Here is an 18,293-nt window from a genome sequence, read left to right on the forward strand (position 1 = left end):
AATATTTTATACTATGAAAATCTCTTTTTTCTTACTCATTACTTACAAATTTCTTACGTCCAAAATAGCTTCTATAATTGGACAGACGGAGCATTTTATGTATCAAAGAAACTTCGAATTTTTCCAATAAGTACATAAAAAAACAGAGAGTTTTTTCACAAGAAGAAAAGAGCTACCATAAGTCAATTTCACCGACTTATGGCAGCTCCTCTTCTTTTTACCTTATTTTATCGATGAAGCCAAACCGCACCTGCAGACTTGTCTTCAGCTTGGCCTACTACTTCAAACTTCAGTCCTAGTTTCGGCAACTTACGTCCTGCATCAGGAATGATGCTGTTGATATATTGCTTAGAATCATCAAATTTCGCCACTCCTGGTAATCCTTTATAATCAAAAATACCGCGAGTTGGTGAATTTACTTTCCATGCTGGCGTTTGATCAAATGAGAATGCCGCATCGGCAATTTGATAACGCGTACTGCTCTTCACAGTAGGTTGTCCGTTTAATGTCCCTACAATTGCCTCTGGATGAGAATCTACTACTCCTAAGAACCCTTCACCTGGATGAACGCCTACCCAGTTATCTGTAAAGCTTTGATCCGCATACCATACAACCATTCCTGTATTAAATACTGGTCCACGTGCATGTTGTAACGCAGTGTCAGAACCAGCATAATTTCTCCACTCTACATAGTAATTATGTTTTTTCTGTTCAAATCCGTTAGACACAGTAAAGCCTTTTAACGTCATTGCTGGCTGACCTTCCGCATCATCAGAGAAAACAACTTTTCCATCTACAGTTAAGGCTGCATTATCTAACGCAAATCCTTTATAAGCTACTGCAATATCTGTTAAGTACTCAAATTGCAGTTTTACTTTTTTTCCTTTGAATTGGCTTAGATCGTATGATTTATCAACCCATTTACCATCAGTTGTATCCGCGCCGCCTTTTACATCTTTTTCGCCCATTCTATCAATGCGTGTCTTCGTTCCATCTTCTGCAATCGCATATACGTCAAGGAAATCATACTTCGCTTCAAGTTCGTAAAATGCCTTATAATCGAACTTAGCATCCTTTGCATTTGTTAAGTCAAATACTGGTGTCTCAAGTGTTGTATGAATGTCATTTCCTTTTGTACTATAATAGAACTTCTTACCAAACGCCGATTCGATATTTTTTATATCTTTGTCCGGCAAGTTAACACGAACGATTCCAGGTCGTTTAGATTTTGTAGTACTTTGATCTACATATGTCGCAACACCGATGCCTTTGCTAAGTTTGTCATAATCTACTTCAAGGATATTCGCCCAATTCCCCTTCATATTCTTTTGGAAAAACTCTTTATTTTGTGGTGAGAAACTCGTTGGCTCTGTTCCTGCAATTTTTCCAGCCCAGCTACCACCACTCATAATAGACCATGACTCAACAGGTTCACCTTGTCCTGAGTACTTTGTATCATATTCATCTGGTAAGCCTAAATCATGGCCATACTCATGTGCAAACACACCAACCGCTCCGTCTTCAGGCTCGATTGTATAATCGTATGCAGCCATCTTTCCGCCCCAGTTCGAAACAGAAGATTTCGTGCCATCAATTGCATATGGTTTTGAACCGAGTTTTGAACGATGTGACCAAATCGCATCATCTTTCAATTTACCGCCGCCAGCTTCTTGACCAACGCCAGCATGTACAACCATTAAATGATCAATAATTCCATCTGGCTCATTTTTATTTCCATCACCATCTTGATCGTATTGATCAAATTGGTCATAGTCTGCTAAATTGATTCCTTTTGCTACCGCTGCTTTTAATGCTTCTTTCACAAAATCTTTTGGTCCTAAAGGCCCCTTGTTATCATGACCAGTACCCGCATCAGCACCATAATCTGATGCTTTTCCTGGAACAGTAAGCCACTCTGTTACAGTCCCATCAACTGTATAGCTACCACCAGATTGTTCTTCATAATATTGCTTAAATGTGTTAATCTTCGATCCATCAAATAAAGTGAATGGTTCATCACCAAATAACATTTTTTGATAATGTTCACGATTAAAGTCCTTGGAATACATGTATCCTGGCTCTTGATCAATATTGTTATGCTTAAAATCGCTAAATTCTACAAGTAAAACAAGTACTTTATCTTTTCGAACAGCTCCATTGTATTCTTCTTGCTTCGCTGATGTAGTAGGTACTTTTCCATTTAATTTTCCTGGATTCAATCCAGCACTTTGCCCAGCTACTGGGCCTACTTCAGGCTGCTGTGCCTGTTCATTTTCCTTCATTTTTGCATCTTTTACTTTTTTCATAAAATCAGAAGCTTCTTGTGTAAGACTATCTCCTGTTAAGATTTCTTTCCCAGGGTTTTCCCCTTTCTTTTTCTCAACATATTTTTCGACAGCCTTTGACGTCTCAGCTTGTGATGCAGATTGATCAATTACCCCCCGTTGTTTTAGCGCTTCTGCCAAACGCTCCTCCGGTATTAAGTGCTCATCTATTGGTAGAGATGATGTTGGTGTCTCAGCATACGCTGCGTGACCTCCAAAAGCAAACGTACTACTTAGTACTGCTGCTGTTGTTAATACCGCTAATGGTTTTAATTTCTTTTTCAATGTATTTCCTCCCCAGTGTCTGCAAATTATCGTTTTTTGCCGATAACAACATAATATTCGTTATAATACGAATATTCAATCTTTTTCAACAAATAAAATGTTGAGAAATATTTTTTTATGCAGAGTGAAATACAAAAGATAGAAAAACAAACAGGCTCTCCAATAAATAACAGTGAACTTTTATATGTTCTAAGTTACAATCAAAATCCAGTAAATCTGAGATTTATATTTTTTTAATAAAAATAAGAATTAAATATTTTCTATACTATTTAATCTATGGATTATCATATTACTCACTATTCTCATTATTACAAGCTAATAGTGGTTCATACATCATTATAGCGTGATTCTCCGTTACATATTGATCTTCTATTAACTGTTTCTGTTGATTATATACTTTACGTTGAATCACATTATGTCGTATATAACCGCCCCAGTATGCAGGTTGAATTGAGTGTTCTTTCTCATACACTTCATATTGATAAAGTTGCGGATAGACTGTTCTCCATTCACCAACTAAATGTTCATCTGTCATATAAAGGTGAAGTTGATACGGTTGGTCCGTTTCATTTTTAATTTGTAAATCCAAATAGTTATAGGAACAAGTCGCTCCACTCCCAAACGGTTGAGTTCGCCTCGAATCAGGAAAGACATCAAAGCTATGACGATATCGTTCTGTTACTGTCAGTGGTGTATGTAAAGTCATCCAATATATTAAATTCGAAAGCTGACAAAGACCTCCTCCAATACCTGTTTGAAAAGATCCGTAGTGTAATACCATACCTTCTACATATCCTTTTTTCCTCGTAGGCTTACCTATTAAACGCCAGTAAGAAAATGTTTCTCCTGGTCTAATGACGATACCATTTAGTTTTTTAACAGCAATTTTCAAATTAACAACCTTATTCTGTTGATACCACATATCTACATCTTTGAGCTTACGAAGTAATATCGTTCGGTGCTGAATTGCTGTACAAGGTAGCTTTTCTTGTTGGAGCCTTTTTGCATATGTTTTTCCGTCTACTAACCACTGAATGTATCTCTTTGTAGAGTAATACCACGTCCCTAGCATAATGCGATACTTAGACCGCTGTTTAGGACGTAAATGCACTATATTCATTTTATTCCCTCTCTCTTTCTTCAACTAAATTCTAATATACCTCTAATCCAATAAACTACAGTTTTCTTAGCTGCATAATAATTTTCGTAAATAAAGTGAAACTTTAATCAGCCCTCACCAATCGGGCTTTTACAGGCAGCCCGACCCCCACCTAACTTCTTTGCTTTCGCTGATTTTTGAGGTGGGGGTCTTACTGCCCGGCAAATAGCGGGATAAAAAAGACGCAAAAAAATAATAAATTTACTCTAGTGGAGATTTTATTTTGAGGATTGCTTTATAATTATATGAAACTGCGCTGCAATACGATAAATTGAAATAAACACATTATAAATATAACGAATAATATTAAATAAAAAATAATGAAAATTAAAGAAATTCTAAAGTATTAATATATTTTTCGTAAATATTAATTGATAATACATTAGACTTTACTATATGTATAAATTCTCTATTCTACAAAACGAAATTTTTTAATGTAAGAAAAAAATATAATTCCCCTTTAACGTTTATACAAGTCTCATCTGGAAAAATTTCCAAAACAATCCGAACCCTTATATTTAGAATAAACGCAAAAAATTGCCACCAGTTAGCTTAACTGGTTGGCAATTTTTTAACGAGAATGCTTTACAAATAGTTGAATTGCTTCTTCTGGTACATAGCACTTTCCATTACTCTCTACAATAATACTTCCTAATTCATACCCTTTACCATTGATACGAATTATATTTTTGTTACCAAATAATTGTGCTTCTACTTTATTATGTTTTACTACGAGTAACGGGTTTGCTCCTTCGGTTTTGTCGGCTGTTACAGTTGCACCGATTTTCTTAAAGGCTTGTTCACTCTCTAAAAATATTTTATTCGTTACTTCTTCTAAGTTAAAGCCCATCGCTTTCGCCATCGTCTTCGCAATGTCTGTATTTTGGATTAAGCCTTCTGGTTTTTGAGGTCCATAAGAATGTAAAAATACATCCTCACCTGTATGTCCTCCTGTCGTAAAGCCGATATTTGCACGATTAGCCAATAATGTAGTAAGAATTCGTCCTACATCCATTTTCTTTTTTGCCGCTTTTAATTTTTCTTTTTCATCATGAGTTAGATTATCCAAACCGTATAGTTTAGCTACATCTTCTACATTTGATAAATCAGATTTCAGTTTATTTATAGTTCCTTCAAGTGTCATTTTCGCCTTTTTCAATGAATCAATGTATGCAGAAACCGGTGTAGTATTGTATCCTTTTGTCGTATTTCTATTCCCTATAGAGATACCGCTGTTACCATGATCAGTTAAAGCGATGAGCATCGTATCCCCATCTTTCTTTGCAAATTGTAACGCCTTTGCTACCGCTTCATCAAATGCCAATACATCACTAATCATCCCAATTGGATCATTAGCATGAGCTGCCCAATCAGGCTTACTACCTTCTACGAATAAAAAGAAGCCATCTTTATCTTTCGATAATGTTTGAATTGCTTTTTCTGTCATTTGAGAAAGTGTTGGTTGTTCTGGGTTTGTTGCTATACGATCCATATCAAACGCAAGAGCATGATGTGAGAAAGAGCCCCAAATTTTATTAGATTTGGAGTTCAATAACGCATCTTTCGTTTCAACGAAATCGTATCCTCTGTCTTGAATCACCTTCACTAAATTTTCACCATCTTTTCGGATTCCATTACTTTGCATAGGTAGCAGCGCCGCTTTTCCCCCGCCTAATACGACATCTATATTTTGATATACTTGCTGCTTCGCAATTACGTCAAATTGCTTGCGATTGACATGGTGAGCCGAGAATCCCGCCGGAGTAGCATGCTGAATTTCAGATGTAGCAACAATTCCAGTTGCACGACCAGTACGTTTTGCACCTTCTAATACGTTTGCGACCGGCCGTAACTTGTCCTCTTCTTTTATTGGCTCTAAGCTAGGCGAACTTACAATAGAAGGTAATACACCTACATATCCTGAATTTGATTTATTTCCAGTTGCTAATGCTGTTGCTGCTGGCGCTGAGTCTGTAATAGCTGATTCCGCCGAAAACGTACGAACTCCTCCTGTTACAATTTGATCTAACGTAAGCGGTGCCCCTTTATACCAGCGAGCCAATGTTGTCGCCGTTGAACTCGTTCCGTCCATAACCATCATAATTATATTTTTAGGCTGATGTTCTACTTTTTTCACCTTAGCTTTGGCCGCATGATAATTCATCATACTTTCCGTACTTAATACGCTTACTATTATAGCTGCCACTAATAGCAACTTTTTCATCTTCACACCATAATTCAACATGATTGTTCCTCCATAAACTTTGCATTCATTTAAATACACACTATTTCCTTTTCCATACCAAAACCTACATATGTTTTATTAGTTCCCAATTCTCATAAAGCTAACAATAGTTACTTTCCCTTTCTTTCCTTTATTAAATATCGGTATGTATCATCTATCTTATAAAAAAGATTTAACATCCTTTTCATTAATTACTTGTTTAACAATAAATCCTCGATCAAAAGAAATAAAAATTTATTGTTAAACAATAAATTTCGTGTTAAATTAATAAGATATTAAATAAATGAGGTGCTTTTTATGAAACAAGGATCCACACTCTTTTTAAAGACCGTTGTGATTCTGATCGGAATCCCCGTTCTTGCTATGTGCATTTTTTTAGTCCCTAAAATAGGAAACTTCGCCGCAGAATTATATCCAGATATTGCATATATTAAATATCTTGTATTTATCAATTTATACGCAACAGCAATACCTTATTACTTCGCACTGTACCAAACATTTAAGCTTTTAAACTATATTGATAAAAATAACGCATTCTCAGAGCTATCTGTTCAAGCTTTAAAAAATATTAAGTACAGCGCATTGGCAATTAGTGTATTATATGTATTAGGTATGCCACTTTTCTATCTCGTGGCAGAGAGAGATGATGCCCCTGGCATTATTATTATCGGGATGATTATGATTTTTGCTTCAATGGTAATCGCGGTCTTTGCTGCCGTTCTCCAAAGACTATTAAAAGATGCTATAGATATAAAATCAGAAAATGATTTAACGGTCTGAGGTGAATAATATGGCAATTATTATTAATATTGATGTAATGTTAGCAAAAAGAAAAATGAGTGTAACAGAACTTTCGGAGAAGGTTGGAATTACAATGGCTAACCTTTCTATCTTGAAAAATGGAAAAGCAAAAGCAGTCCGTTTTTCAACTTTAGAAGCAATATGTAAAGCATTAGAATGCCAACCGGGGGATATTTTAGAATATCAACCTGAAGATACCGAATAAAAAGAGTCCTTCATACGAGAAGGACTCTTTTTATTACACATTACGGTGCAAAACTAATTTGACCAGTAAACAATAGGATAATTGCTATGATCCAAAATATAAAAAATGATGAGGACAGTATTAATGAAAGGATAGCAATCCCCTTCTTCTCTGTTTTTTTCGTCATTGTGATTATTGAAAGCATGATACCTATACCTGTCAGGGCAATTGTAATATAATCTCCAACTATATTACCTGCATTCGCTATCCTTGTTGGCGTTATAAAAACGAATAGAAAACACAAAATGCCGATGAGTAAAGATATATAGCTTATTATACTGTACTTCTTTTTAGGAACTATTTCTGTTTTCATACTAATCCCACCCCTTCTATATAGCTATGAGTTTATATTAGCATGAATAACCATAATTTGGTTATGATAAAAAGCAGATAAAACGGACACTATCACTTTATCTGTCAGTTTATTTCTATCTAACAACTAACCTGACTATTTCTTTACTAAAGATATACAATCATTCTTTAATCCACGGCAATTGGTATATAATAGCTCTAAAAAATAAAGACTGTACCTTTAAAATGAAAGATACAGTCTTTATTAATAACTTTTTTTATAAAGAAAACTCTCTATCACTCACTACCTTAAAAAACTCCGAGTAATGTGATAAAGAATAATCCGCTACATCACAATTACCTTGAAACATACATGTTGAAATACCTAATTCTTTTGCAGGTAATAAATCTAATTCTCTATCTCCAATAGCTAAATCAATATTGTATTTTTTATGCAGATGATTATAAGCTAAAGAGTTTGGCTTTCGAGGAAAGCCATCGTCAATTGTAACCATATCTACGAAGTATTTTTCCCAGCCGTAATATTTTAAAATGCCCATAACCCCTTCCCTATGTTTATGGGTCATAATCACATTTTTATTTGCAAATTTCAAAACCTCTTCGACACCTGCAAAAGGTTTCATATCTTTTGACGTGAATTTTCCCTTCAAAACTTTAATCTTTTCTTCCTGCTCGCATGAAATATTATAATACTGAATTGCATGAGAGTATGATATTTTTAAGTTTTTGTATATTTCTTGTTTTTCTACTGAATCACCTAATATTTCAGAAAGCATCATTGTATATGCAGGATACGTATCAAATAACGTCCCATCAAAATCCCATAAAATATTCATTCTATTCACCTTCTATGTTCAAATCATTTAATGACTAAATCCGCCCTATCCCTCGGCGATTCCATTTCTAAGTAATAATCCTCTGCTTTCCAATACCTATTTTCAAACTTTGAAAGGTTTTTCTGTGTCTCCTCACTCTCACGTAGAAACCTTGTCTCTCTTGGACAGTCCAAATAGACCATATAATGAAAGAAATCTCTCCATTCTTTTCGCTGCAGAAAAACTCCTTCAATAACAATTACGCCTACAATAGGAATCTGTACTTTTTTCATTTCACATGAGTCTGTTTCCTCTTGATAAAAAGGCAAAGTTAATTTTGTCTCATGTTGTAACTTCTGAAAAAACTTCTGCCTCAAGTATGTAATATCCCACTGTAAACAATAATACTCATACCATTCTTCATGGTTTGTATAATAGCGTCGATTACGCTCCACTATATGATCATCAATATGGAAAATATGAAACGGAATGCCTTCTTGTTTCATATTTTCTTTTAAATTTGCTACGAATGTTGTTTTTCCTGAACGACTTAAACCATCTATACCTAAAATGAATCTATTTTCCCTATGATTCTTCATAATCGTTATAAGTTCGTTTGTACTCATTACTTCTTCCACTCTTCTTTTAATAAAGAATATAAAATGGTATCATGAGCAACTCCATTTTGAATCATATGTTTTCGAAGTAATCCTTCTTCTTGAAATCCTGCTTTTATTAACAACTTTTGAGAAGCTTTATTTTCTACATATACAACCGCTGCGATTCTTATCAGTTGCAGCATTTCAAATCCGTAAGCTAAAATCGCTTGTAATGCTTCCGATGCATATCCTTGTCCCCAATATGTATCATCTAATTCATAACCAATTTCAGCTCGTTTATGATTATTATTAATTAAATGAAATCCGCACGTTCCGATTAATTGGCCCGTCCCTTTTTTCTCGATTCCCCAGCGAAATACACTGCCCTCTTCATAACGATTTTTAAACGTTTGAATCGTTGTTTTCGCTTGCTCAATATTTTCAAAAGAATCCATTCCGAAATAACGTATAACTGATTCTTTCGAAAAATATTGGAACATCGTTTCTGCATCTAATAGTGTAAGTTCTCTTAAGAGTAAACGTTCTGTTTCTAGTTTTGGAAATCCCATCTCTCTTTCTCCCTCTATTCTAATGAACTGCAAATTTCAATATAATTTCCATCTGGATCAGCAATGTAGGCAATTGTTTGTCCCCACGGTTTTACAATCGGTTCAACTAAAATCTTGATTCCTTGTTCTCTAAATTGCTCAATCGTTTTTTGTACATTCTCAACAACGAATCCTAATTCAAAATGAGAAGACTGTAATTCACCTTCTGTAAGCGGTAGTCCTGTTAATTCTTTCACATCTTGCCGCGTATTCATCGCTAAAATGGTAGTTCCAGTATTAAATTCAATATATGTACCGTGCTCTGCTTTTATAGGTAACTGTAAAATATCTTTATAGAATTTTAAACATTCCTCAAAATTTTCTACATATAAAATGATGTACTTCATTTTCAAATCCATTTTACATCCCCCTTTATATCTATCCCTAAAATTTCGACAAAAGTCTCACAAAAACCTTGTTCTTGTAGTAATGAGCAAAAAAAATGAGGCCGATTTCTCGGCCCCCCAGCTTATTGGCATAAAACAGGAGATTTGGTTTGGACATAACCAGTTCGTACTTTTATTATATTTTATTTTTTCTGAATTTTAAATACATTAAACACCTATTTATATTGAGAAAGTTTTTTGCTTGCATAAAATTAAAGATTTTAAGAAATGATACAAATGGAGGTGTATACATATGGAACCAATGCTATGTCCAAGCTGTAAAACGAACCGTACTCGCTTTAATATTCTTGAACAACAAGTAAAACCAGTCAAATTAAATCCACAAACTGGTCAAGTAGAAGAAGAATACACAAATGAAACGATGAATGCTTTTCATATGGCCTATCAAGGACCTACATACCGCGTCCAATGCGCTGTATGTGGGCTTGTTGAAAACCCTGAACAATTTATTAAACCTGCTCAAAATCAGTCTTTCTAATAAAAACATTATTATCCCTTGTAGAAATAGATTTTTCTATAAGGGATTTTTCCATTTAATAAGTTAATTAAAGATGTATTTCTTCCTTATTATATATTAAAACCCACACCCTTTTGGTAATATTTACATAAGGGGGGGATAACAAATGATTTTAAATAAAAAGATAATGCTTCCATCAACATTTCTACTAGTAACTTGCCACATAGTCATCTTTTACTTTTGGATCTTCGATTTTGAAAAAATAACGACTCCTTACGGTCTAACAATATGGATTGTTTCTACTATTTGTGGTCTTTTACTTTATTACCATTTTAAAAATCAAAAATCTAATAAAGTGATATTTATTGCTAATTCTTTATTATTAATTATTTCTTCTTCATTTATGATTTTTTTAGGTATTGTTACTGGTATTATCTTTGTAACTGTTAATTCTATGAATTAAAAAGGTAGTCTTTTATTATGTAAAAAAGAATGAACAAAATAAATATATATAAAGATTAGAGAAGATGATTTCCCAATATATCTTCTCTAAGAATATCACTCTTTGTTAAAATATTTCCTTTTTCAATTTTTTAAGCTTTCTAAATAAATTAATAAACGCATATGAATATATACAAACTAAAAACCCTACCATACCTCTATATAATCCTGATTCTGATACTCCAAGAAAACATAAGTAAAGCACTGGAATTAACGTTACAAACATAATTGCAACGAACTGTATCAATTCAACAAGTTTTTGTATCTTCGTTTCTTTGTCTGAATAAATATCAGGTAACTCATTTTCCTCGTCTACTTCTTTACAGAAATAATTCCATTTCGCAAAACTCGTTACATGTTTCCAGCCACACATTTCATATATATCAATATATTCTAGTTGTTTTTCTTTCGAATCTTTATAATCCAGTCTAAAATCCGCTTTATATATTACATCTTTCGGTTCAGTTTTCTTAAACGTATACATTACATTATACTTTTGTAAAGCCCATCCTTTTTGATGCATTTTTCTTAAAAAAGCTTCTTCTTTTTCCAAGCTCCATATCGCGAAAGGTTTGAATACCTTCTTTGTCTCCATATTCCATTCACTCCCCTAATATACTATTCCCATTCCTTACAGATCTCTGTAACCTGTTATACTCGAGCTCTAACACTTCTCTCCCAAACGTTGTTAACTCATAGCACTTCTTTCTATCTGTAGAGGCAACTTCAACAATTAATTTTTCTTTTAGTAATTTCGTCGTATTCCCGTATAACGTACCAGGACCGAGTTTTACTTCTCCATTTGTCATCTCTTCTACCATTTGCATAATTCCATAACCATGCATTGGCTTTACAAGTGACAATAATATGTAGTATGTCGCCTCAGTTAACGGAATATATTTTTGCGCCTTCGCATTCATTATAACTACCTCCGATACATCGCCTCATGATATATCGACTCACGATATATCATATACCGATATTGTATAATTATATTCCAAAATATGCAAGAGTAATTTAATAATTAAATATCCATTTCTTTGAATTAAAAAATGATACCAATTTTCTGAATAATTTGTTAAAATATAGAAATATTAGCTCTTTTATACCGAAAGGAATGATACATATGATAAATAAATTGAAAGAAAACATAGGATCTGTGTTTGTTGGTAAAGAAAATGTTATTGATCTACTGCTTGTTTCACTGCTTGCTGATGGACATGTACTACTCGAAGACGTGCCTGGTACTGGGAAAACGTTACTGGCGAAAACCATATCAAAAAGTATTGGCGGTAGTTTTTCTCGTGTTCAATTTACCCCTGATGTACTTCCAAGTGATGTAACAGGTATTGAATACTTCAACCCAAAAACAAATGAATTTGAGTTAAGAATTGGACCCGTTATGACAAACATTTTGCTAGCAGATGAAATTAACCGTGCAATGCCGAGAACACAGTCTAGTTTGTTAGAAGCAATGGAAGAGCGACAAGTGACGCTTGAAAAACAGTCTACTCCTCTCCCAAAACCGTTCTTTGTTATTGCAACGCAAAACCCAATTGAATCACAAGGGACTTTCCCTCTTCCAGATGCACAGCTTGATCGCTTTTTAATGACGATTTCAATTGGTTATCCAACTCCTGAAGATGAGTTACAAATGATGCGACGTTTTCGTAACGATATACCGCTAGAACGTGTCACACCTGTTATCTCTTTAGAAGATATATTAGAATCACAGAAACGAATAAAAGAAATTTTCATATCAGAACCGTTAGAACATTACATAATTAAACTTGCACAAGCTACTCGAAATCACGATTACATCGCTAACGGTGTAAGCCCACGTGCCACACTTTCTTTAGTGCGCGCAGTTCAAGCATTAGCCTTCTTACGCGGGAGAGAATATTGCACCCCTGAAGATATACAATTTTTAACTCCTTCTGTTTGGAATCACCGTATTGTCTTATCAATGGAAGGTGCCCTGCGCACGACTAAAAATGATATAATGCAAAGTATTTTAAAAGAAGTTGACGTACCTGTGGAGATTGAGCAAGCATGAATGGACAGCGTGTAGTAACTGTACCTTTATTTTTTCAACTCCATATTATTCAACTAACTGTGCCAGGCGCTATACTATTTACCTTTTTTATGCCGCAACGAATTATAATGTTTCTCTTTTTCTCCTATTATTTATTTGCGATTTTCATTTATAAATATGTCGCTTACATAGAGAAAAAATTTGAAGTTATAAACGAGAGACAAACAACTCGGCTTTTCCCTGATGAATCTGGAAAGTTTTTTATTCATTTGAAAAACGGTGCACATATCCCTCTCGTTAATGGTGTTTGTTATTTTCATTTAGATTCGTCTCTTATACAGCATAAAGATCAAGGAATTGAACGAATATCAAAAACGTTATTCTCTTTTCCATTTTCACAACCTGCACATTCGGCGCAAAAATGGGATTTAACATTAACCGCAACGAAACGTGGTGTGTTTCAAATTGAACAGTTCGAATGCGTTTTAAAAGATCCTTTTCATTTATTAAATGTACACTTACCTGTTTTCGATAAGTTAAAAACTGAAATTATTGTGTATCCTTCTCCTAAAGAAGTAGCAGGTTTGCAAGAACTTCAGCAACTTCTAACTGGTTCTTATCGAACTAATTTTTCTTTTTACAATGATGAAACATCTATTATCGGTGTAAAGCGATATGAGCGTGAGTCTTTCCGCTCTATTCATTGGAAGGCATCTGCTAAAATGCAAGAATTACAAGCGAAGCAATTTGAACCTGTAAAAAATTATAGTTGGACGATTTGTCTTTCTTTAGCTGCCGATCGTGGATTTGGTTGGAAAGATAATGTTGAAGATTTAATTTCATTCGCAACATACATTTGCCAATATGCAACGAAGCATCACATACCGTTTGAATTATTTATTAGTGTATTAGCAGAAGGTGGTGCATTACATTTATCATTACATGAAGGGCAAACACAATATGCAAAAGCTTTAGAAGAATTAGCACGTGTTTCAGATGATAGTACGTTACTGCCGAAACAAGGATTCCTTCATTATGTAATGAGAAAGAGAGAACGTTCGTCTACAATGATATACATTGGTTTACAGAAAAATGAACTCCCTCTTCTCTCGCAGCCAACGTTCCTCATTAATAGCGAAGGGATGGTGGAATCGGTTGAAAACTTGGCTCTATCACGTTAATGACTTTATTTTGCTTCTCCTCCTTTCATTATTAACAGAAAGGGATGACCTTGTTGCTATTTCCATATTTTTAGCAACAGGCTATGTAGGCGTATTTCTTCTTCATAAATTTATGAAGAAAAAAACAACAGGATTTGTCATACTGTTCATTACTCAAATAATTGGTTGTTCTTTCCTTCTCCCATTCTCTCTATTTGGCACAATTATGTTACCGCTTTTCTTCTTTATCGTACATGTAGTCGGACCAGGATATCCAGTTCAAAAATCGTTAGGCGGTATTGTTTGGTTTAGTATTTCAACCATATTTTATGCGCCCTTTCCACCTTTGTGGAAGCTGTTACTATTAGTTATACACATTATGATTACATTTTGGTTAACTGGGGCAAATCGGAAGCAACAGTTATTACGTTTCATTTCTATCATTACGATTGGTGTAATGAGTATAGTACTTGTTCAAGTGTTTCCTTTCATTCGACTTATTTTTTCCTATATCATAGAAACAGTTGCATTAGGATTCGGATACGCTATCAATCCGTTATTTTCAGCAGCTGAATTAAAAGAAACTGATGATTTTTGGTCGAATAAAGGGAATTTAAAGGATCCTCAAATTAAGGATGTGTTTGGACAGCGTGCTTTTGACCCCACACTCATAAATAGCATTACCATAATAGTATGTACAACCATTGCTATTTACGTTGTTTGGAAAATAATAAAAAGACGAAAACAATTCAGTTTACCAAATATGCCTGCCTTCGAATCTACTATCATTACTAATAAAGAAGGAACGAACCAAAATCGTTTTAAACGAAATAAACCGCCGCATAACGAAATTCGGAAGGAAATTTTCAAGCTAGAGAGTAAGTTAACCCCTCCTTTAAATAGAAAACGGGGAGAAACTGTTGAAGCTTGGCTAGAAAGAATAAATGATGAAGAAGATTTAAATATTCAAAGTGATATTATTATAGATGCTTATAATACGGTGCGTTATTCAAATGGTAAAAGCATTGTACTTCTGCATGAATTTAAGGAAGAGATTCATAAGCTTTATGCCTATCAGAAAAATTTGAAGAAACGAAAGAAATAACGTAACAAAAAGACTCCTATATTCATAGGAGTCTTTTTATACTTCTACGTTGCTTTTTAAATGGAAGCATTCTTCCCTGCTTCAATTTCTAATGACTCTTCATGCCACCAAAGTGTTTCTTCAGGGTCTTCTTTAGCGATTAGGTGTGCTTCTTTTTTCGTTTCTACTGTAGGATATGAACCTTTTAGCGCACGCCCTGAAGTCGTAACAAATAATACACTAAATACAACTAATCCAATAATACTTACACCCGTCAAATAAAATGCTGGCGCAAGCGGGTTACCAGTTGCATGAACTAAGTATGAACATACGAGCGGTGTTGTTCCACCGAATATCGATACAGAAATATTAAATGAAATCGAAAGTGCTCGATAACGTACATCAGTGAAAAAGAGTGATGGTAATAATGAAGGTAATGTTCCTTCATATACACTTAAGAAGAAACCTAGTACGAAAATACCTGCAAATATAGCTGCAATATGTCCGTTACCTATTAGTAAAAATGCTGGAATTGCAAATACAGTTAAACCAAGTAAACCAATTTGCACGACGCGTTTATTACCAATTTTATCACTTAATTTACCGAAATATAGTGCTAGTGGAATCATAAGTGCCATCGTAATAGAAATAATTAATAAGCCCGTTGTTTCTTTGACTTTAAGTACTTGAGTTAGATAAGAAGGAATATACGAAAGAATCATATAATTCGTAATATTAAAGAAGGCGACAATTACTGTGCTTAATAAGAAGTCTTTTTTGTGATATTTAATAATATCCATAAATGAAAATTGTTCATTGTCTTCAGATTCCTCTTGTGCTTTTTCCATCTCTTCAAAGATTGGAGATTCATCTAGATGACGGCGTAAGTATAAACCGACCAAACCAATTGGTGCAGCTACTAAGAACGGAATACGCCATCCCCAGCTGAGCATTTGCTCATCTGTTAACAATAACGTCAAAATGGTAACAATTACCGATGCAGCAATGTAACCTGAGAGTGTTCCAATTTCAAGACCACTACCGAGTATACCACGCTTTTTATCTGGAGAAGATTCTGCGATATAAACCATTGCTCCTGAATATTCGCCGCCTGTAGAGAAGCCTTGAATCATTCGGGCAACTAAAAGTAGTATTGGTGCCCATACACCAATTTGTTCATAGGTTGGTAGTAATGCGATGAATAATGTAGAAAGTGCCATTAAAATAATAGTAGTACTTAACACGATTTTTCGGCCGTACTTATCTCCTATTCTACCAAAGAATACACCTCCGATTGGTCGAACGAGAAAGGCTGCTGCAAATGTACCGAATGTAAGTACAAGTTGCAATCCACTATTATCAACACCTGAGAAGAATAATTGACTTAAGATAACCGCTAAATACGCGTATAATCCGAAGTCAAACCACTCCATTGCGTTCCCTATACCAGTAGCAATTACTGCTTTCCTGGCTTGTTTAGGATTGACAATATTAACGTCTTGAGGTTCAAAATTTAAATCATTATTTTGTTGCATATAATAAAACAGCTCCTTTTTAATTTAACTTCTTTAAGCACACCTTCTCTTATTGAATAAAATTAATTCGAAGCACTTAAGGAAAATTAACGTCTCCTTATCTGTTATTATTGTTTCACATAATTAATTATTTGTCCAATGAGATGCTCTCTAGGTTAAGTAATTTACTATTTTAAAAAGCTGAAGAAGCCGCTAAAATAGCGCCTTCTTCAGCTTTTTATATTTTTTTATATTTTTTTAAATACTTGCTGTAGCAGCTATGTTATGAACACAGGAAATAAACTCATAAGTGAATGCGTCAATTTCCTCTTTCGTAATAATATACGGCGGAAGTAATCGAATAATATTCCCTTGTGTTAGATCGACTAACATCCCTTTATTCATTAACTCAATCTGTAATTTCTTCACATTTTCATTCGTGTCATTCACACTTATCCCAAACATCATCCCCGCATGACGTACTTCCTGAATATAATAAGCATTTTCTTTCTGAATATCTTGCAGTTTGTCATTCAAATATAGTGACGTTTCATAAGCTTCTTGCATTAACCCATCATCAAGTAATGTATTTAATACAGTTAAACCTAAAGCTGTTCCCATTGATGAATGAGCAAATGTTGTCCCGTGATCTCCTGGTGAAAATACATCACATAACCTTTCACCTACAATAATTCCTCCTAGCGGTATCCCGCCTCCTGCTCCTTTACCAATTTGAATAATGTCCGGTGTGATATTAAAATTTTGATAAGCAAATAATTTTCCCGTTCGACCCATACCACTTTGAACTTCATCAACGACAAGAAGTACATTATATTTTTCACATAAATTTTGAACACCATGTAAATATTCACTTGATAAAGGATAAATCCCCCCGCTACCTAAAACAGGCTCTAGCATAATCGCAATTGGATTTTCTTTAATAATGGTTTCTTCTAATTGGTCTATATTCTCGCGCTCTACTTCATATACAGGAATAGATGTTTTAGGGAATTTTTGATATACACTTTCCTGTCTCGTAAAATGAAGTGCTCCTAACGTACGCCCGTGGAAACTATTCTTCAGTACTACAATTCCTTCACGTTCTTCACCCTTATTAGCTCTATATTTATCAATTAATTTCAACGTTGTTTCTGTCGCTTCCGTACCAGAGTTTGTAAAAAAGACTTTTCCGCTTTTTAAAGTACAATCTACTAATTTCTTTGCATACTCAATTGCAACTGGGTTTAAAAAATGAAACGGTAAATGCAACGATTTCGCAACTTGCTCCATTGTCATTTGTACAATTTTAGGATGATTGTATCCTAATACATTTACTCCTACGCCAGAAAATAAATCTAAATACTCTTTACCATCTACATCATACAGTTTACACCCTTCTCCTCTTTCCATTGCAACCTCTGTACGACAATATGTAGACATCATATATTCTTTATCTAATTGAAACCAATCCGACATGTTAAATTCCTCCTATTTATTTTCCCTTTTTTAACGTTCATTCTCTATATAATCGTTTATAAATTAAGTTTTAAGATTGAAATTTTAATAGTGGTTTTCTTCCACATTTTTAGTAAAACGTGTGCTTTCTCTTCCCGATATTCATTTTTCCATAATTTCTTCTATTTCAACAGGTCCACTACATATGTGTTTTTTTCATCTAGCGGTATGTTACTGCTTTGAACTGTGCGTGTCATACATAATTAAGGCTATAGAATCATATTTAGT

General features: G+C 34.2%; 19 protein-coding genes. 7 read left to right on the top strand and 12 right to left on the bottom strand.

The window, feature by feature from the left end; translation table 11 throughout:
- Window positions 1-227: 227 nt before the first annotated feature.
- From IBT51_RS07190 to IBT51_RS07200, 3 genes are all read right to left on the bottom strand, one after another.
- Window positions 228-2,609 carry an immune inhibitor A domain-containing protein gene (locus IBT51_RS07190; RefSeq protein WP_200458221.1) on the bottom strand — a complete coding sequence of 794 codons (2,382 nt, stop codon included), beginning with the start codon at window positions 2,607-2,609 and terminating at the stop codon, window positions 228-230.
- Window positions 2,610-2,898: 289 nt separating this feature from the next.
- Window positions 2,899-3,729, bottom strand: coding sequence for a VanW family protein (locus tag IBT51_RS07195; protein ID WP_088022222.1), 831 nt, complete (start codon window positions 3,727-3,729; stop codon window positions 2,899-2,901).
- 610 nt (window positions 3,730-4,339) lie between these two features.
- The gene (locus IBT51_RS07200; RefSeq protein ID WP_053564141.1) at window positions 4,340-6,013 is read right to left on the bottom strand and encodes an alkaline phosphatase; all 1,674 of its coding nucleotides are present in this window, start codon (window positions 6,011-6,013) and stop codon (window positions 4,340-4,342) included.
- A gap of 297 nt (window positions 6,014-6,310) precedes the next feature.
- Here IBT51_RS07200 and IBT51_RS07205 point away from each other — a divergent pair, with 297 nt between their 5' ends.
- A complete protein-coding gene (locus IBT51_RS07205) occupies window positions 6,311-6,793 on the top strand; it encodes a DUF2975 domain-containing protein (protein ID WP_000809118.1) in 483 nt (160 codons plus the stop codon).
- 10 nt (window positions 6,794-6,803) lie between these two features.
- A complete protein-coding gene (locus IBT51_RS07210) occupies window positions 6,804-7,019 on the top strand; it encodes a helix-turn-helix domain-containing protein (protein ID WP_000974619.1) in 216 nt (71 codons plus the stop codon).
- 40 nt (window positions 7,020-7,059) lie between these two features.
- Here the strand turns inward: IBT51_RS07210 and IBT51_RS07215 are convergent, their stop codons facing one another.
- The 5 genes from IBT51_RS07215 to IBT51_RS07235 all read right to left on the bottom strand — a co-directional run bounded on the left by IBT51_RS07215 (window position 7,060) and on the right by IBT51_RS07235 (window position 9,751).
- Complete coding sequence (locus tag IBT51_RS07215; protein ID WP_063547718.1) at window positions 7,060-7,371, bottom strand: hypothetical protein; 312 nt, start codon at window positions 7,369-7,371, stop codon at window positions 7,060-7,062.
- 256 nt (window positions 7,372-7,627) lie between these two features.
- Window positions 7,628-8,206 carry an HAD-IA family hydrolase gene (locus IBT51_RS07220; RefSeq protein ID WP_016512647.1) on the bottom strand — a complete coding sequence of 193 codons (579 nt, stop codon included), beginning with the start codon at window positions 8,204-8,206 and terminating at the stop codon, window positions 7,628-7,630.
- Between the two features lie 23 nt (window positions 8,207-8,229).
- Window positions 8,230-8,811, bottom strand: a complete 582-nt coding sequence (locus IBT51_RS07225) for a kinase (RefSeq protein WP_000106123.1) — start codon at window positions 8,809-8,811, stop codon at window positions 8,230-8,232.
- Entirely contained in the window at window positions 8,811-9,353 is a 543-nt protein-coding gene (locus tag IBT51_RS07230) for a GNAT family N-acetyltransferase (RefSeq protein WP_000506652.1), read from the bottom strand. The genes IBT51_RS07225 and IBT51_RS07230 overlap by 1 nt, the downstream gene beginning before the upstream one ends.
- Before the next feature lie 14 nt (window positions 9,354-9,367).
- Window positions 9,368-9,751, bottom strand: a complete 384-nt coding sequence (locus tag IBT51_RS07235) for a VOC family protein (protein ID WP_098125793.1) — start codon at window positions 9,749-9,751, stop codon at window positions 9,368-9,370.
- A 280-nt stretch (window positions 9,752-10,031) separates the two neighbouring features.
- Between IBT51_RS07235 and IBT51_RS07240 the strand changes: the two genes are divergently transcribed.
- On the top strand, window positions 10,032-10,277 hold the full coding sequence (locus tag IBT51_RS07240) for a hypothetical protein (protein ID WP_000433609.1): 246 nt from the start codon (window positions 10,032-10,034) through the stop codon (window positions 10,275-10,277).
- 145 nt (window positions 10,278-10,422) lie between these two features.
- Window positions 10,423-10,719, top strand: coding sequence for a hypothetical protein (locus tag IBT51_RS07245; RefSeq protein ID WP_071732025.1), 297 nt, complete (start codon window positions 10,423-10,425; stop codon window positions 10,717-10,719).
- Between the two features lie 105 nt (window positions 10,720-10,824).
- Here IBT51_RS07245 and IBT51_RS07250 read toward each other — a convergent pair whose 3' ends face one another.
- On the bottom strand, window positions 10,825-11,280 hold the full coding sequence (locus IBT51_RS07250; RefSeq protein WP_015406491.1) for a DUF2812 domain-containing protein: 456 nt from the start codon (window positions 11,278-11,280) through the stop codon (window positions 10,825-10,827).
- Between the two features lie 79 nt (window positions 11,281-11,359).
- The gene (locus IBT51_RS07255) at window positions 11,360-11,677 is read right to left on the bottom strand and encodes a PadR family transcriptional regulator (protein WP_000991893.1); all 318 of its coding nucleotides are present in this window, start codon (window positions 11,675-11,677) and stop codon (window positions 11,360-11,362) included.
- Window positions 11,678-11,883: 206 nt separating this feature from the next.
- On the opposite strand from IBT51_RS07255, the gene IBT51_RS07260 reads away from it, so the two are divergent.
- The 3 genes from IBT51_RS07260 to IBT51_RS07270 are packed head-to-tail and all read left to right on the top strand — an operon-like array spanning window position 11,884 to window position 15,057.
- Window positions 11,884-12,813, top strand: coding sequence for an AAA family ATPase (locus IBT51_RS07260; RefSeq protein WP_078400968.1), 930 nt, complete (start codon window positions 11,884-11,886; stop codon window positions 12,811-12,813).
- A complete protein-coding gene (locus tag IBT51_RS07265) occupies window positions 12,810-13,973 on the top strand; it encodes a DUF58 domain-containing protein (protein WP_078400967.1) in 1,164 nt (387 codons plus the stop codon). The genes IBT51_RS07260 and IBT51_RS07265 overlap by 4 nt, the downstream gene beginning before the upstream one ends.
- Entirely contained in the window at window positions 13,948-15,057 is a 1,110-nt protein-coding gene (locus tag IBT51_RS07270; RefSeq protein WP_078400966.1) for a DUF4018 domain-containing protein, read from the top strand. Before IBT51_RS07265 ends, IBT51_RS07270 begins: the two co-directional genes overlap by 26 nt.
- Window positions 15,058-15,113: 56 nt before the next feature.
- Here the strand turns inward: IBT51_RS07270 and IBT51_RS07275 are convergent, their stop codons facing one another.
- Together IBT51_RS07275 and IBT51_RS07280 are read right to left on the bottom strand one after the other, a co-directional pair.
- Window positions 15,114-16,571 carry an MFS transporter gene (locus IBT51_RS07275; RefSeq protein ID WP_001186932.1) on the bottom strand — a complete coding sequence of 486 codons (1,458 nt, stop codon included), beginning with the start codon at window positions 16,569-16,571 and terminating at the stop codon, window positions 15,114-15,116.
- A 237-nt stretch (window positions 16,572-16,808) separates the two neighbouring features.
- The gene (locus IBT51_RS07280; RefSeq protein WP_078400965.1) at window positions 16,809-18,026 is read right to left on the bottom strand and encodes an aspartate aminotransferase family protein; all 1,218 of its coding nucleotides are present in this window, start codon (window positions 18,024-18,026) and stop codon (window positions 16,809-16,811) included.
- Window positions 18,027-18,293 lie beyond the last annotated feature (267 nt).

This window comes from Bacillus sp. S71 (assembly GCF_016625265.1).
In the GTDB taxonomy this organism is placed as follows: Bacteria; Bacillota; Bacilli; order Bacillales; family Bacillaceae_G; genus Bacillus_A; species Bacillus_A cereus.

Excerpts from the sequence above, each read along its gene's own strand:
- IBT51_RS07195 (WP_088022222.1), bottom strand. The coding sequence starts at position 3,729 with ATGAATATAGTGCATTTACGTCCTAAACAGCGGTCTAAGTATCGCATT.
- IBT51_RS07200 (WP_053564141.1), bottom strand. The coding sequence starts at position 6,013 with ATGTTGAATTATGGTGTGAAGATGAAAAAGTTGCTATTAGTGGCAGCT.
- IBT51_RS07205 (WP_000809118.1), top strand. The coding sequence starts at position 6,311 with ATGAAACAAGGATCCACACTCTTTTTAAAGACCGTTGTGATTCTGATC.
- IBT51_RS07210 (WP_000974619.1), top strand. The coding sequence starts at position 6,804 with ATGGCAATTATTATTAATATTGATGTAATGTTAGCAAAAAGAAAAATG.
- IBT51_RS07215 (WP_063547718.1), bottom strand. The coding sequence starts at position 7,371 with ATGAAAACAGAAATAGTTCCTAAAAAGAAGTACAGTATAATAAGCTAT.
- IBT51_RS07220 (WP_016512647.1), bottom strand. The coding sequence starts at position 8,206 with ATGAATATTTTATGGGATTTTGATGGGACGTTATTTGATACGTATCCT.
- IBT51_RS07225 (WP_000106123.1), bottom strand. The coding sequence starts at position 8,811 with ATGAGTACAAACGAACTTATAACGATTATGAAGAATCATAGGGAAAAT.
- IBT51_RS07230 (WP_000506652.1), bottom strand. The coding sequence starts at position 9,353 with ATGGGATTTCCAAAACTAGAAACAGAACGTTTACTCTTAAGAGAACTT.
- IBT51_RS07235 (WP_098125793.1), bottom strand. The coding sequence starts at position 9,751 with ATGGATTTGAAAATGAAGTACATCATTTTATATGTAGAAAATTTTGAG.
- IBT51_RS07240 (WP_000433609.1), top strand. The coding sequence starts at position 10,032 with ATGGAACCAATGCTATGTCCAAGCTGTAAAACGAACCGTACTCGCTTT.
- IBT51_RS07245 (WP_071732025.1), top strand. The coding sequence starts at position 10,423 with ATGATTTTAAATAAAAAGATAATGCTTCCATCAACATTTCTACTAGTA.
- IBT51_RS07250 (WP_015406491.1), bottom strand. The coding sequence starts at position 11,280 with ATGCATCAAAAAGGATGGGCTTTACAAAAGTATAATGTAATGTATACG.
- IBT51_RS07255 (WP_000991893.1), bottom strand. The coding sequence starts at position 11,677 with ATGAATGCGAAGGCGCAAAAATATATTCCGTTAACTGAGGCGACATAC.
- IBT51_RS07260 (WP_078400968.1), top strand. The coding sequence starts at position 11,884 with ATGATAAATAAATTGAAAGAAAACATAGGATCTGTGTTTGTTGGTAAA.
- IBT51_RS07265 (WP_078400967.1), top strand. The coding sequence starts at position 12,810 with ATGAATGGACAGCGTGTAGTAACTGTACCTTTATTTTTTCAACTCCAT.
- IBT51_RS07275 (WP_001186932.1), bottom strand. The coding sequence starts at position 16,571 with ATGCAACAAAATAATGATTTAAATTTTGAACCTCAAGACGTTAATATT.
- IBT51_RS07280 (WP_078400965.1), bottom strand. The coding sequence starts at position 18,026 with ATGTCGGATTGGTTTCAATTAGATAAAGAATATATGATGTCTACATAT.